Genomic DNA, 14342 nt, shown 5'->3' with positions numbered 1-14342 from the left:
AAGCTTAGCTCAAATGGAATATTTATTTTTGAGACAGGACACTAGGTGGCGCTCGTCCTAATAGGCGCCACTCTAAGGAGAACATGGTGAAATTTATAAATTCATACCCCACCTCTGCGGTGTTCTCGTAGAAACCTCCTACAGCTCAACAGAAAAACGGCTACATCACTCTCAGATCCCCAATGGAAGAAGTTGCGCTAGGATAAAAACCGAAAGAACAGCCACCCTTTTACCTACGGAGATAATCCGGCATGACTGCGCACCTTCCTGACTGCATCGTCAGAAAACTATCTGGGCAAATATTTTGTAACTTCGACCAGTTCTCTCAAGCGTTCTGGATGGCAATCGCAGAAGACCCGATTTACTCTCAGCAGTTCATCCCCTCCCAGCTCAACCGCATCAAGCAGGGCTGGCCACCCCGCGCACCCTTCCGTGACACAGCCAAAGGCCTGCGCTCCTATCAGCTCTGCCACTTAGACCCACCCGTGCTTGGCGGCCTGATGTATGACGCCGACAACCTGCGCATCATGAGTGCGATGCAGTACGCACTGTCTTCGGAGGTGGCGTGGTGATCGGCCAGAAACACTGCCTCGCGGACTACACCTACTCTGAATTCGAAGCCCTGGTGGAGGAACTACTGCAAGCCGCAGGAACCTCAGCCTGGCAAGATCGCCTACTGGAGCATTTTATCGATCTTGTCGCACACCCCGACGGCTCGGACCTGATCTATTACTCGGAAAGTGAGAAGGAAGGCCGGGCTACCCAGGTAATTGCACGTATCATGGCATGGCGAAAAACAAACGGGCTTCCTTTACTCAAGGATGTGCCAGCCTGGCCAGGGTGTTGACGATCAACCGGTACGCCTTTCTCAGCTTAACGGGACTTCGCTGCACCAACTCAAAGCCGCTCGCATCTTGAATGTCTTGTTCACAGGTCGCTCAACCCAGGTGGAAGCACGAGCTATCAACCTCTCATGCAGGCGCTGCTGTCTAACGGTGAAACGGCCGTTGAATTTCTGGACAGCCTAGGTGTAGTGCTGGAGTAAACGTCCAAGAAGCCTTGTAGACAGCCCCGGCTTTCACTGCCCCGCCGTCAAGGCATTCACATAGTCACGCGTGATGATCCTCAGGGCCGCACTGTCATCCAACAACTCGAACCGTGGCACTTCATTGCTTGGCTCCCCTGGGTCTGAGTAATCCATTTTGCCGACCAGGTGCTGAACCAGAAAATTCATGGCTTCAAGGTCGGCAGGGTCTACCTCTAGCGCTTTGATCAGCCTTGCAACAACTGCCCGTGGCTTGTTATTGGCAAACTGAAACGATGGGTAGAATTTTCTGCGGTTACCGGAATTTGTGTACGCGAGCAGGTTTCCAGCTTTTGTCTTCTGGCTCAGTGCCTGCTTTGTAATGCCCAGTATTTCGCAGGCTGCCTTGGCATCCAGTAACTCGCAACGGCCGTCGACCCGCTCGAACGCACGCGCTTTCATCCTGGACACGGCTTCCTGGTTGCGCGTTGCGATACTGCGTTTAGTCTCAACCTCTACCTTGGCAAGCGCCGCGAATGCTTTATCGTCCGCAAGGGCCACGGCTTTCAGCACCACCGCTTCCGAAGCACGAGCAAGGTGCTCCTCAAAGCGCTCACGCAATGCGGCCTTGGCAGCTTCGATACGACCGATTACCGGATGGAGTACTTCGTGTGTGGTTGTAATCATAGGGCCTCCTCAGGGCCTTGATCGCCCCTGTGCCAACAGACCAGACGTGCCCTTAAAAACTGTCAACTTGTCAACTTGTCTATCCGTCAAGTCGCTAACGGATCGCCGTGCGTGTTCTGTAATCACAGCCATAAAAAAACCCCGCCGAAGCGGGGTTTCTCATGCAGCCTCAGCGCTTAGATAGCACCACGCTGACGCAGCACATCCAGCACCTGCTTCACGCCTTCATCGACGCTGGTAGCCTGGGTATCAATCACCAGGTCGGCATCCAGCGGTACATCGAACGGGAAGCTCTCGCCCGGGATGTTGTCGCCACCGGCGGCATACAAGCCCTGCGGGTCGCGCTCGCGGCAGGCGGTAGGCGAAGCCTGGACGTAAACGGTCACCAGGCGCTCTTTGCCGATCAGCGCCTTGGCCTGTTCGCGGCCTTCGGCATCCGGGGCAACGAACGCAGCCAGGGTCAGCATGCCGGCTTCGTTGAACTGGCGCGCCACATGGGCGGCGCGGCGCCAGTTTTCGGTACGGCCGGCGCGGTCCTGTGGCAGGCCCTTGTTCAGGTCGTGGCGCAGGTTCTGGCCATCGAGCACGTAAACAGCACGGCCCATGTCGAACAGCTTGCGCTCCACGGCATAAGCCAAGGTGCTCTTGCCAGCGCCGGACAAGCCGCTGAACAGCACGGTGGCCGGCTGCTGGCCGAAGCGCAGGGCGCGCTCTTCGGTGGAAACGTGGGCCTGCTTGCCGTGCTGGCCGGTGCTGCCGTGTGGCAGTACTGGCGGCGCGATGATCATGCCGGCGCCGACGGTGCCGTTGGTCAGGCGGTCGATGACGATGAACGCACCGGTGGTGCGGTTGCTGTCATAGCCGTCCAGCGCGATGGCGCTGTCCAGGGACACCTTGACCCGACCGATCTCGTTCAGTTGCAGCGCACTGGCAGCGTCTTTTTCGAGGGTGTTCACATCGACCTTGTGGGTGATGCTGGCGATCGAGCCCGGCACATAGCTGGTGGCGCGCTTGATGTCGTATTTCTTGCCCGGGAGCATCGGCTCTTCAGCCATCCACACCAGCATCGCGTCAAATTGGTCGGTTACCGGCGGCACATTGTCGGCATGCACCAGCAGGTCGCCACGGGAGATGTCGATCTCGTCTTCCATGGTCAGGGTCACGGCCTGGCCTGGGCCGGCGTTTTCCAGCTCACCTTCGTAGGTGACGATGGACTTGACCCGGCTGCTCTTGCCCGACGGCAGCACGACAATTTCATCACCCTTGTGCACCACGCCGCTGGCGAGGGTGCCGGCGAAACCGCGGAAGTTCAGGTTAGGGCGGTTGACGTACTGCACCGGGAAGCGCAAGTCGGTGAAGTTGCGGTCGGCCGCCACTTCCACGGTCTCGAGGATTTCCATCAGCGCAGGGCCGGTGTACCACGGCGAACGCTCGCTGCGGTTGACCACGTTGTCGCCCTTGAGCGCCGACATCGGCACGAAGTGCAGGCTGCTCGGCGTCAGGTTGATAGCATCGGCGAACTTCAGGTAGTCGGCCTTGATTTCTTCGAAGACGCCCTCGTCGAAACCTTTGAGGTCCATCTTGTTGACCGCGACGACGATGTGCTTGATGCCCAGCAACGAGGCGATGTAGCTGTGGCGACGGGTCTGGGTCTGCACGCCATAGCGGGCATCGACCAGGATGATCGCCAGGTCACAGGTGGACGCACCGGTGGCCATGTTACGGGTGTACTGCTCGTGGCCCGGGGTGTCGGCAATGATGAACTTGCGCTTGGCGGTGGAGAAGTAGCGGTAGGCGACATCGATGGTGATGCCCTGCTCGCGCTCGGCCTGCAGGCCGTCGACCAGCAGCGCCAGGTCGACTTCTTCGCCGGTGGTGCCGGACTTCTTCGAATCACGGGTGATGGCTTCGAGGTGGTCCTCGTAGATCATCTTCGAGTCGTGCAGCAGGCGCCCGATCAGGGTGCTCTTGCCGTCGTCGACGTTGCCGCAGGTCAGGAAACGCAGCAGTTCCTTGCGCTCGTGCTGGGCCAGGTAGGCGAGGATGTCCTCGCTGATCAGATCAGATTGGTGACTCATTGCATTCAAGCTCCAAGCTGTAAGCTTCAAGCAGCAAGCTTGTCGGCGTACAGCTAGTTAGAAATTTTGTTGATCAACCCTGCAAGCATTCTGGAGAGCTCACGGGTTTCAGTAATCCAGTCGTTGGCCAATTCAGAAGGCAAGTAACCAATTTCACCGGCAATTATCAGTTGAGCCCGCAACTCTGCGCAGGACGCCTTCGCCACGCTTAGGAACCACGTCTTCTCCCGCGGCCCTCTGCGCTCCATCCCTTCGGCAATGTTGGAAGGGACTGAAACCGCTGCACGGGTGATGTGAGATCTGAATCCAAAATCCCGGCAGTCGGCAAATGCCTGATACATCACAACGGCTAAATTTTTACTTCTCTGCCAAACCAGCAACTTCTCAAAATCCACTGCAGACACTCCCTGTGCGCCCGCAGTGCAGGCGGCAGTCCACAAAAATCAGAAGCTACTCGTTCTGCTTCTGTCTTGCAGCTTGCCGCTTGTAACTTGAAGCTTAGAAATAGCCTTGGCGTTTCTTGTCTTCCATGGAGCCGGCGCCATCGTGGTCGATGACACGGCCCTGGCGTTCGGACGTACGGGTCAGGAGCATTTCCTGAATGATGTCCGTCAGGGTCTCGGCTTCCGACTCGACAGCGCCCGTCAACGGGTAGCAACCGAGGGTACGGAAACGCACCTTCTTCTTGACGATGCGGGCTTTCTCTTCCTCGGAGAGGTGCTCGAGAATGCGCTCGTCGTCGATCATGATCAGGGTGCCATTCTTCTCGATCACTTCACGCTCGGCGGCGAAGTACAGCGGCACGATCGGGATGCCTTCGAGGTAGATGTACTGCCAGATGTCCAGCTCGGTCCAGTTCGACAGCGGGAAGACGCGGATCGACTCGCCCTTGTTGACCTTGCCGTTGTACACGTTCCACAGCTCGGGGCGCTGGTTTTTCGGGTCCCAGCGGTGCTTGCTGTCACGGAACGAGTAGACGCGCTCCTTGGCCCGGGACTTTTCTTCGTCACGGCGGGCACCACCGAAGGCGGCGTCGAAACCATGCTTGTCCAGCGCCTGCTTGAGGCCTTGGGTTTTCATGATGTCGGTGTGCTTGGAGCTGCCATGGGTGAAGGGGTTGATGCCCTGCGCCACACCCTCGGGGTTGACGTGGGTGATCAGTTCCAGGCCCATTTCCTCGACCATCTTGTCGCGGAAGCTGTACATCTCCTGGAATTTCCACTGGGTGTCGACGTGCATCACCGGGAACGGCAGCTTGCCCGGGAAGAAGGCCTTGCGCGCCAGGTGCAGCATCACGGCGGAATCCTTGCCGATCGAGTACAGCATCACCGGGTTGTCGAACTCGGCGGCCACCTCGCGGATGATGTGGATGCTCTCCGCCTCCAGCTGTTTCAAGTGCGTCAGTTTGTCGACCATGGCTACTCACGAAAAACGATCTTATGGACGGCCTGCGGGCCGTGTTCGAGCGAGCCACTTTATCACAGCGGCTGCTTCTATTTAGGAGGCGGGCTAGATCGAAACAATCTAACGATATGACTGGGGGTTTGGGGAAAATGGGGCCGCTTTGCGGCCCTTCGCGGGCAAGACCGCTTAGATAGGGTTGGGGCAATCGATGAACAGGTGTTCTACGGCAAACCGCCGTGCCAGGTAATCGCCCAGTGCCTGTACGCCATAGCGCTCGGTGGCATGGTGCCCGGCGGCAATGAAGCTGATGCCGTTTTCGCGGGCACTGTGGTAGGTCTGCTCCGACGCTTCGCCACTGATGAACAGGTCGACACCGGCGGCAATCGCAGTATCGATATAGCCCTGCCCGCCCCCCGTGCACCAACCGACCCGGCGAATCATCTGCTCGCCTTCGACCAGCAACGGCTCGCGCCCCATCACCTCCTGCACCCGTCGGGCAAAATCGCGCGCCGTGATCGGCTCGGTCAGCGAACCGACCAACCCGACCACTTTCGGGTTTTCAGGGTCCAGCGGCCCCTCCACGGTAATGTCCAGCTGGCGCGCCAACTGCACGTTGTTGCCCACCTCCGGGTGCACGTCCAGCGGCAGGTGAAACGCCAGCAGGCTGATGTCGTGCTTGAGCAGGGTCTTCAGGCGCCGCTGCTTGATACCCGTGATGCAAGGGTTCTCGCCCTTCCAGAAGTAACCATGGTGAACCAGCACCAGGTCAGCCTCGGCCTCGACGGCGGCATCCAGCAACGCCTGGCTGGCCGTGACGCCGCTGACGATGCGGCTGACCTGCGGGCGGCCCTCGACCTGCAGCCCGTTGGGGCAATAATCCTGGATCTTCGCGCTGCCCAGGTAGCGCTCGGCTTCCTCGACCAGGGTGTTCAGAGCGACGGCCATGAAAATCTCCTCGAAATCTGCGTTTTTGCCGGGTTCAACACCCGTATACTGGCCGCCATTATGAGCCGTCGCCGGCCTTGGGGAAACCGGCGGCAGCCGCTTGCGGGCAGGCCAGACAAGCCATCGCCGATCAGCGGTTTCAGGTGTATGATCGCGCGCGCTCGCGCCCCGTGGCGCGGCTACTTGGCTCCCGCCCTACTCCCAGGATTCGTTCATGTTCAAGGCTCTGCGTTACTTTGGCTGGCCCCTGCTCACCGGTGTGCTGATCGCCATGCTGATCATCCAGCGCTTCCCGCAATGGGTCGGCCTGCCAAGCCAGGACGTCAACCTGCAGCAAGCACCGCAGACCTCGCGGATCATGCAGGGCCCGGTGTCGTACGCCGACGCTGTGACCCTGGCCGCGCCGGCGGTGGTCAACCTGTACACCACCAAGGTGGTGAACAAGAGCGCCCACCCGCTGTTCGAAGACCCGCAGTTCCGCCGTTTCTTCGGCGACAACCTGCCCAAGCAGAAGCGCTGGGAATCGAGCCTGGGTTCGGCGGTGATCATGAGCCCCGAGGGCTACCTGCTGACCAACAACCACGTCACCAGTGGCGCCGACCAGATCGTGGTGGCGCTCAAGGATGGCCGCGAGACCTTGGCCCGGGTGATCGGCAGCGACCCGGAAACCGACCTTGCGGTGCTGAAGATCGACCTCAAAAGCCTGCCGGCCATCACCATAGGCCGCTCCGACAACATCCACATCGGCGACGTGTCGCTCGCCATCGGCAACCCCTTTGGCGTCGGCCAGACCGTGACCATGGGCATCATCAGCGCCACCGGCCGCAACCAGCTGGGCCTGAACAACTACGAAGACTTCATCCAGACCGACGCGGCGATCAACCCCGGCAACTCCGGTGGCGCACTGGTCGATGCCAACGGCAACCTGATCGGCATCAACACGGCCATTTTCTCCAAGTCCGGTGGCTCCCAGGGCATCGGCTTCGCCATCCCGGTGAAACTAGCATTGGAGGTGATGAAGTCGATCGTCGAGCACGGCCAGGTGATTCGTGGCTGGCTGGGCATCGAAGTGCAGCCGCTGAGCCAGGAGCTGGCCGAATCGTTCGGCATGCAGGACCGGCCGGGTATCGTCGTGGCGGGGATCTTCCGCGAAGGGCCGGCGCAAAAAGCCGGTTTGCAGTTGGGTGACGTGATCATGAGCATCAACGGCGAGCCGGCCGGTGACGGGCGCAAGTCGATGAACCAGGTGGCGCGGATCAAGCCCAATGAGAAGATCACCATCGAGGTGATGCGCAACGGGCAGCAACTGAAGCTGATTGCCGAGGTGGGGCTGCGGCCGCCGCCTGCGCCGGCTGCCAATCCGGAAGAGAAGTAAAGCTGCATGGAGCCGCCCCGGTGGGGCGGCCCCCTGGTTTCATCAATGCAGGATCTGGCTCAGGAACAACTTGGTCCGGTCACTGCGCGGCCGGTCGAAGAACTCATCCGGGGCCGCCTGCTCCACGATTTCCCCCTTGTCCATGAAGATCACCCGGTTCGCCACGGTGCGGGCAAAGCCCATCTCGTGGGTCACGCACAGCATGGTCATGCCATCCTCGGCCAGGCCCACCATGGTATCGAGCACTTCCTTGACCATCTCCGGGTCCAGCGCCGAAGTCGGCTCGTCGAACAGCATGATCTTCGGCTTCATGCACAGCGCCCGGGCAATCGCCACGCGCTGCTGCTGCCCGCCAGACAACTGCCCCGGGTACTTGTGCGCCTGCTCCGGAATACGCACCCGCTCCAGATAATGCATGGCGATTTCCTCGGCCTTGCGCCGTGGCATCTTGCGCACCCACATCGGCGCCAGCGTGCAGTTCTCCAGGATGCTCAGGTGCGGGAACAGGTTGAAGTGCTGGAACACCATGCCCACCTCACGGCGGATCGCCTCGATCTGCTTGAGGTCGTTGGTCAGCTCGACGCCATCGACGACGATGCGCCCCTGCTGATGTTCCTCCAGGCGGTTGAGGCAACGAATGGTCGTCGACTTGCCCGACCCGGACGGCCCGCACAGAACGATGCGCTCGCCTTGGCGCACATTCAGGTTGATGTCCTTGAGCACGTGGAACTGGCCGTACCATTTGTTCACACCCTGCATCTGGATGATGCCTTCGGGGCCAGCAGGCTGCTTGATCGCTTCACTCATTTCGAAACTCCTAACGCTTGTGGCCAGTGTCCAGCTTGCGCTCCAGATGCATGGAGTAGCGGGACATACCGAAACAGAAAATCCAGAACACCAGGGCGGCAAACACATAACCCTCGGTCGCCATGCCCAGCCAGGCCGGGTCGGCTGCGGCCTGCTTGACGCTGTTGAGCAGGTCGAACAGGCCGATGATGATCACCAGGCTGGTGTCCTTGAACAGGGCGATGAAGGTGTTGACGATGCCGGGGATCACCAGCTTCAGCGCCTGGGGCAAAATCACCAGCCCCATCGCACGCCAGTAGCCCAGGCCCATGGCCGCAGCCGCTTCGTATTGCCCCTTGGGGATGGCCTGCAGGCCGCCACGCACCACCTCGGCGATGTACGCCGACTGGAACAGGATCACGCCGATCATCGCCCGCAGCAGCTTGTCGAAGCTCATGCCCTCAGGCAGGAACAGCGGCAGCATCACCGACGACATGAACAGCACGGTGATCAACGGTACGCCGCGCCAGAACTCGATGAAGGTCACGCACACCACCTTCACCGCCGGCATCCTGGAGCGCCGCCCCAATGCCAGCAAAATGCCCAGCGGCAACGCACCGACGATACCCACCGTGGCGATCACCAAGGTCAGCATCAGCCCGCCCCACTGGCTGGTCGGCACGCTTTCCAGGCCCAGGTAGCCGCCATGCAGCAGCGTGTAGGCAAGGACCGGGTACAGCACCAGGAAGCCCAGGCCATACACGGCCTTGCGCGGGAAGCGCTTGATGAACAGCGGCGCGGCGCCAAGTACCGCCAGCCACACGGTCAGGTCTACGCGCCAGCGCAGTTCCGCCGGGTAGTAGCCGTACATGAACTGGCCGAAGCGCTGCTGGATGAACACCCAGCAGGCGCCCTCCTTGGTGCAATCGGCGCGGGTGGTGCCGACCCAGTTGGCGTCGATCAACGCCCACTGCACCAGCGGCGGCACGATCAGCCACACCAGGTAGACGGCGAACAAGGTCAGCAGGCTGTTGAGCCAGCTGGAGAACAGGTTGGCCCGCATCCATGCGAGCACGCCGACGGTTTTTACCGGTGGCGGCATGTCAGGTTTGAAAACATGAGCATTCACGGGCGTATCCTCACCGCTCGATCAGCGCAATGCGCTTGTTGTACCAGTTCATCAGCAGCGAAATGCTGATGCTGATGGCGAGATAGACACTCATGGTGATGGCAATCACCTCGATGGCCTGGCCGGTCTGATTAAGCACGGTACCGGCGAACAGCGAGACCATCTCCGGGTAGCCGATACCGGCCGCCAGCGACGAGTTCTTCGCCAGGTTCAGGTACTGGCTGGTCAGTGGCGGAATGATCACCCGCAGTGCCTGGGGGATGATCACCTTGCGCAGAGTCGGGCCCTCGCGCAGGCCAAGCGAACGCGCAGCTTCGGTCTGGCCATGGCTGACCGAACGGATGCCCGAGCGCACGATTTCGGCGATGAACGCCGCGGTATAGATGGTCAGCGCCAGGGTCAGGGCCAGCAGTTCGGGAATCAGCACCCAGCCGCCAACGAAGTTGAAACCCTTGAGCTGCGGCACTTCCCAGTGCACCGGGCTGCCGAACAGCAATACGCACAGACCGGGGATGACGACCAGCAGCGCCAGCCCTGCCCAGAACTTGTGGAACGGCTTGCCGGTCTCGTTGAAGCGTTTGTTGGCATAGCGCACCATCGCCACCGTGGCCACGATCGCCAGCCCCAAGGCAACGGTAAACGGCCAGAAGCCCTCGGCCATCGAGGCACCGGGCATGTTCAGCCCGCGGTTGCTGATGAAGAACATGTCGTCGAGGTTGATGCTGCCCCGCGGTCCTGGCAGGGTCAGAAACACCGCGAAGTACCAGAACAGGATCTGCAACAACGGCGGAATGTTGCGGAAGGTCTCCACATACACGGTCGCCAGCTTGTTGATCATCCAGTTGGGTGACAGCCGCGCCACGCCGATGATGAACCCCAGGATCGTCGCCAGGATGACGCCGATGAAGGTGACCAGCAGGGTGTTGAGCAGGCCGATGACGAACACCCGCGCGTAGCTGTCGGACTCCACATAAGGGATCAGGTGCTGAGCGATGCCGAAGCCGGCACTGCGGTCGAGGAAGTCGAAGCCGGAGGTGATGCCCCGGTGCTGCAGGTTGGTTTGCGTGTTGTGAAACAGGTACCAGCCCAGGCCCACCACGAACAGGATCGTGAGTACCTGGAACAGCCACGCGCGCACACGTGGATCACTCAGGGATAGCCCCTTTTGTGCGCCGATTCGATTTTGCATGAAGTGCCCCGGAAAGTAGGGATTCGAACAGCCTGCGACGGCGGAATGCCGCCGCAGGGTGCAACCATCAGCGCACAGGTGGCGCGTACTGGATGCCGCCGTTGTTCCACAGGGCGTTCATGCCACGGTCGATCTTCAGGTCGGTGCTCTGGCCCAGGTTCTTCTCGAACACTTCGCCATAGTTGCCGACTTGCTTGACGATCTGGACTACCCAGTCTTTGGGCAGCTTGAGGTCTTTGCCGTACTCGCCGTCAGCGCCGAGCAGGCGGGCATTGTCCGGGTTCTTGGTGGACTTGGCCTCGGCTTCGACGGTTTTCGAAGTGATACCAGCCTCTTCGGCATTGATCATGGCGAACAGGGTCCACTTGACGATGCTGAACCACTCTTCGTCGCCCTTGCGCACCACCGGGCCCAGCGGTTCCTTGGAGATGGTTTCCGGCAGCACCACGTAGTCGGTCGGCGCGGCCAGCTTGGAGCGCTGGGCGAACAGCTGCGACTTGTCCGAGGTCAGCACGTCGCAACGGCCCGATTCCAGCGACTTGGCGCTTTCGTCGGAGGTGTCGAAGGTGATCGGGGTGTACTTGAGGTTATTGGCGCGGAAGTAGTCGGACACGTTCAGTTCGGTGGTGGTACCGGCCTGGATGCAGATGGTCGCGCCGTCGAGCTCTTTGGCGCTGGATACCCCCAGCTTCTTGTTGACCAGGAAACCGACGCCGTCATAGTAGGTGACACCGGCAAACACCAGGCCCATGCCGGCATCGCGCGAGCTGGTCCAGGTAGTGTTGCGCGACAGCACGTCGACTTCGCCGGACTGCAGTGCGGTGAAGCGTTCCTTGGCGTTGAGCTGGCTGAACTTGACCTTGGTCGCATCGCCGAACACGGCGGCGGCCACGGCGCGGCAGACATCGGCGTCGATACCGACGATCTTGCCTTGCGCATCAGGTACCGAGAAGCCTGGAAGACCGTCGCTCACGCCACACTGGACGAAGCCCTTCTTCTTTACCGCATCAAGCGTGGCGCCGGCCTGGGCGGTAGTCACGGCGCCCAGCGCAGCGGCAGCGGTCAGGACTGCCAGGGTGGTTTTCAACATCTTCATTCACAACCTCCAAATCGCTCTTGTTGTACCGAGCCGGAATTGCACCGCACCCTTTTGAGGCGTATCCGACCCGTGTTGGCTTGTTATTGGGTCAATTGGCGCAATGGGCTGTTCTATGACAGCCTTCGCTTGCAAAGGGTGTTACCGTCACGGCCTGACCCTTGCATCGTATGATTCGTAGCAAAGGGCGTACCACAGTTGGCGGCTAAAGCGTTTAAGCGCACGTCAAGTAGGCAAAGTTGTATCGTTGCGACATTATTTTTCCGACAATCATTTGCAGCGCCTTCTTTTTAAGCACGCCATAACAAGACCCGCACATTTTCGGAGCAGTCATGACCAACCCGCTGATTCTCGAACCGCAGAAAACCGCCGACGCCTGTGTGATCTGGTTGCACGGCCTGGGCGCCGACCGTTACGACTTCCTACCGGTTGCCGAATTCATGCAGGAACGACTGCTCAGCACCCGCTTCATCATGCCCCAGGCCCCCACCCGCCCCGTGACCATCAACGGCGGCTATGCCATGCCCAGCTGGTACGACATCAAGGCCATGACCCCGGCACGTGCCATCGACGAGGCGCAGCTGGAGGAATCGGCCGAGCAGGTCATCGCCCTGATCAAGGCAGAACAGGCCAAGGGCATCAACCTGACGCGGATTTTCCTGGCCGGCTTCTCCCAGGGCGGCGCGGTGGTACTGCACACGGCTTATATAAAGTGGCAAGAAGCCCTGGGCGGCGTGATCGCCCTGTCCACCTATGCCCCGACCTTCTCCGACGCCCATGAACTGAGCGCCTGCCAGCAACGCACCCCGGCCCTGTGCCTGCATGGTGTGCATGACCCAGTGGTGATCCCCTCGATGGGCCGCACCGCGTTCGAGTACCTCAATACCTGGGGTGTCGCCGCCCGCTGGCACGAGTACCCGATGGAACACGAAGTGGTGGTCGAAGAGCTGGGCGACATCCATGACTGGTTGAGCAAGCAGCTGCAATAAGCCTGATCGCCTGTAGTTGTGGGTGTATTCCGCTACGCCGCGTCGGGTTCTTGCTTTACACTGCCCGGCGTACATTCCTTAACCAGTTGATGAGACGATCGTGCTCAAGGCACTCAAAAAAATATTCGGCAAAGGAGACGCCGCGCCCCAGGCCGTCGATCCCGCTGCCAGCGTGAAAACGCCCGAGCCTGCGCCCGCTGCTGTGGCTCAGCCCCAGCCTCAGCCAGCGCCCCAGCCGGCCCCACAACGCGCCGACGCCAGCCAAGAGGCCCAAGCGCCTGCCGCTGCCGACAACCCGGCCAAGGACAAACCGCGTCGCGAACGCAAGCCCAAGCCAAAGCCACAGGCCAGCCTGTGGAAGCTGGAAGACTTCGTGGTCGAGCCGCAGGAAGGTAAAACCCGCTTCCACGACTTCAAGCTGTCCAACGAAGTGATGCACGCGATCCATGACCTGGGCTTCCCCTACTGCACGCCGATCCAGGCTCAGGTATTGGGTTACACCCTGCGTGGCCAGGACGCGATCGGCCGCGCTCAGACCGGCACCGGCAAGACCGCAGCGTTTTTGATCTCGATCATTTCCCAGTTGCAGCAGACGCCGCCGCCCAAGGAACGCTACATGGGCGAACCGCGCGCGCTGATCATCGCGCCGACCCGCGAACTGGTGGTGCAGATCGCCAAGGACGCCGCAGCCCTGACCAAGTACACCGGCCTGAACGTCATGAGCTTTGTCGGCGGCATGGACTTCGACAAGCAGCTCAAGGCCCTGGAAGCACGCCACTGCGACATTCTGGTCGCCACCCCGGGCCGCCTGCTGGACTTCAACCAGCGCGGTGAAGTGCACCTGGACATGGTCGAGGTGATGGTACTGGACGAAGCCGACCGCATGCTCGACATGGGCTTTATCCCCCAGGTACGCCAGATCATTCGCCAGACCCCGCCGAAAAGCGAACGCCAGACCCTGCTGTTCTCCGCCACCTTCACCGAAGACGTGATGAACCTGGCCAAACAGTGGACCACCGACCCGGCCATCGTCGAGATCGAACCGGAAAACGTGGCCAGCGAAACCGTCGAGCAGCACGTGTACGCGGTGGCTGGCAGCGACAAGTACAAGCTGCTGTACAACCTGGTGACCCAGAACAAGTGGGAACGGGTGATGGTGTTTGCCAACCGCAAGGACGAGGTGCGGCGCATCGAAGAAAAGCTGGTGCGCGATGGCATCAACGCTGCGCAACTGTCGGGCGATGTGCCACAGCACAAGCGCATTCGCACCCTGGAAAGCTTCCGTGAAGGCCGGATTACCGTGCTGGTGGCCACCGACGTGGCGGGCCGTGGTATTCACATCGATGGCATCAGCCACGTGATCAACTTCACCCTGCCCGAAGATGCCGATGACTACGTGCACCGCATCGGCCGTACTGGCCGTGCCGGGACCAGTGGTGTGTCGATCAGCTTTGCCGGTGAGGACGATTCCTACCAGTTGCCGGCGATCGAAGAACTGCTGGGGCGCAAGATCAAGTGCGAGATGCCGCCAGATGAGCTGTTGACGCCGGTACCACGCAAGCACCACTGATTGCCCGAATGCTGATGCCGCCCCTGTAGGAGCGGCCTTGTGTCGCGATGGGGCCGCTGCGCGGCCCTAT

At 60.7% G+C, this 14342-nt stretch carries 14 protein-coding genes; 5 read left to right on the top strand and 9 right to left on the bottom strand.

Annotated features, from left to right (window positions below):
* The first annotated feature begins 251 nt into the window (after nucleotides 1-251).
* On the top strand, nucleotides 252-572 hold the full coding sequence (locus NP534_RS20890) for an S-type pyocin (RefSeq protein WP_274099953.1): 321 nt from the start codon (nucleotides 252-254) through the stop codon (nucleotides 570-572).
* Nucleotides 569-847, top strand: a complete 279-nt coding sequence (locus NP534_RS20885; protein ID WP_274099952.1) for a bacteriocin immunity protein — start codon at nucleotides 569-571, stop codon at nucleotides 845-847. Before NP534_RS20890 ends, NP534_RS20885 begins: the two co-directional genes overlap by 4 nt.
* Nucleotides 848-1078: 231 nt before the next feature.
* On the opposite strand, the gene NP534_RS20880 is transcribed toward NP534_RS20885, so the two are convergent.
* From NP534_RS20880 to NP534_RS20860, 5 genes are all read right to left on the bottom strand, one after another.
* Nucleotides 1079-1711, bottom strand: a complete 633-nt coding sequence (locus tag NP534_RS20880; RefSeq protein WP_274099951.1) for a hypothetical protein — start codon at nucleotides 1709-1711, stop codon at nucleotides 1079-1081.
* A 176-nt stretch (nucleotides 1712-1887) separates the two neighbouring features.
* Nucleotides 1888-3789, bottom strand: coding sequence for a sulfate adenylyltransferase subunit CysN (cysN, locus tag NP534_RS20875; RefSeq protein WP_274099950.1), 1902 nt, complete (start codon nucleotides 3787-3789; stop codon nucleotides 1888-1890).
* 53 nt (nucleotides 3790-3842) lie between these two features.
* Complete coding sequence (locus NP534_RS20870; RefSeq protein WP_047582659.1) at nucleotides 3843-4184, bottom strand: four helix bundle protein; 342 nt, start codon at nucleotides 4182-4184, stop codon at nucleotides 3843-3845.
* A gap of 103 nt (nucleotides 4185-4287) precedes the next feature.
* Nucleotides 4288-5205: a sulfate adenylyltransferase subunit CysD gene (cysD, locus tag NP534_RS20865; protein WP_003251799.1), complete on the bottom strand. Its 918-nt coding sequence runs from the start codon at nucleotides 5203-5205 to the stop codon at nucleotides 4288-4290.
* Nucleotides 5206-5379: 174 nt separating this feature from the next.
* Nucleotides 5380-6138, bottom strand: a complete 759-nt coding sequence (locus tag NP534_RS20860; RefSeq protein ID WP_274099949.1) for a Nif3-like dinuclear metal center hexameric protein — start codon at nucleotides 6136-6138, stop codon at nucleotides 5380-5382.
* 214 nt (nucleotides 6139-6352) lie between these two features.
* Between NP534_RS20860 and algW the strand changes: the two genes are divergently transcribed.
* Nucleotides 6353-7513, top strand: coding sequence for a Do family serine endopeptidase AlgW (algW, locus tag NP534_RS20855; RefSeq protein ID WP_033702860.1), 1161 nt, complete (start codon nucleotides 6353-6355; stop codon nucleotides 7511-7513).
* Nucleotides 7514-7555: 42 nt separating this feature from the next.
* Here the strand turns inward: algW and NP534_RS20850 are convergent, their stop codons facing one another.
* The 4 genes from NP534_RS20850 to NP534_RS20835 form a co-directional block, all read right to left on the bottom strand.
* Complete coding sequence (locus NP534_RS20850) at nucleotides 7556-8320, bottom strand: amino acid ABC transporter ATP-binding protein (RefSeq protein WP_033702861.1); 765 nt, start codon at nucleotides 8318-8320, stop codon at nucleotides 7556-7558.
* A 10-nt stretch (nucleotides 8321-8330) separates the two neighbouring features.
* The gene (locus NP534_RS20845; protein ID WP_274099948.1) at nucleotides 8331-9428 is read right to left on the bottom strand and encodes an amino acid ABC transporter permease; all 1098 of its coding nucleotides are present in this window, start codon (nucleotides 9426-9428) and stop codon (nucleotides 8331-8333) included.
* Nucleotides 9429-9438: 10 nt separating this feature from the next.
* Complete coding sequence (locus tag NP534_RS20840; RefSeq protein WP_274099947.1) at nucleotides 9439-10617, bottom strand: amino acid ABC transporter permease; 1179 nt, start codon at nucleotides 10615-10617, stop codon at nucleotides 9439-9441.
* A 67-nt stretch (nucleotides 10618-10684) separates the two neighbouring features.
* Nucleotides 10685-11713, bottom strand: a complete 1029-nt coding sequence (locus tag NP534_RS20835) for an amino acid ABC transporter substrate-binding protein (protein ID WP_186663361.1) — start codon at nucleotides 11711-11713, stop codon at nucleotides 10685-10687.
* A gap of 332 nt (nucleotides 11714-12045) precedes the next feature.
* On the opposite strand from NP534_RS20835, the gene NP534_RS20830 reads away from it, so the two are divergent.
* Together NP534_RS20830 and rhlB are read left to right on the top strand one after the other, a co-directional pair.
* Nucleotides 12046-12702, top strand: coding sequence for an alpha/beta hydrolase (locus tag NP534_RS20830; protein ID WP_186658771.1), 657 nt, complete (start codon nucleotides 12046-12048; stop codon nucleotides 12700-12702).
* 100 nt (nucleotides 12703-12802) lie between these two features.
* Nucleotides 12803-14272 (top strand): ATP-dependent RNA helicase RhlB, encoded by a 1470-nt coding sequence (gene rhlB / locus NP534_RS20825; protein ID WP_274099946.1) that lies wholly within the window; start codon nucleotides 12803-12805, stop codon nucleotides 14270-14272.
* Nucleotides 14273-14342: the final 70 nt, after the last annotated feature.

The sequence above is a fragment of the Pseudomonas sp. 39004 genome, assembly GCF_028682155.1.
Classification (GTDB): domain Bacteria; phylum Pseudomonadota; class Gammaproteobacteria; order Pseudomonadales; family Pseudomonadaceae; genus Aquipseudomonas; species Aquipseudomonas capeferrum.
This window is presented reverse-complemented; position numbering and strand designations above follow the sequence as displayed.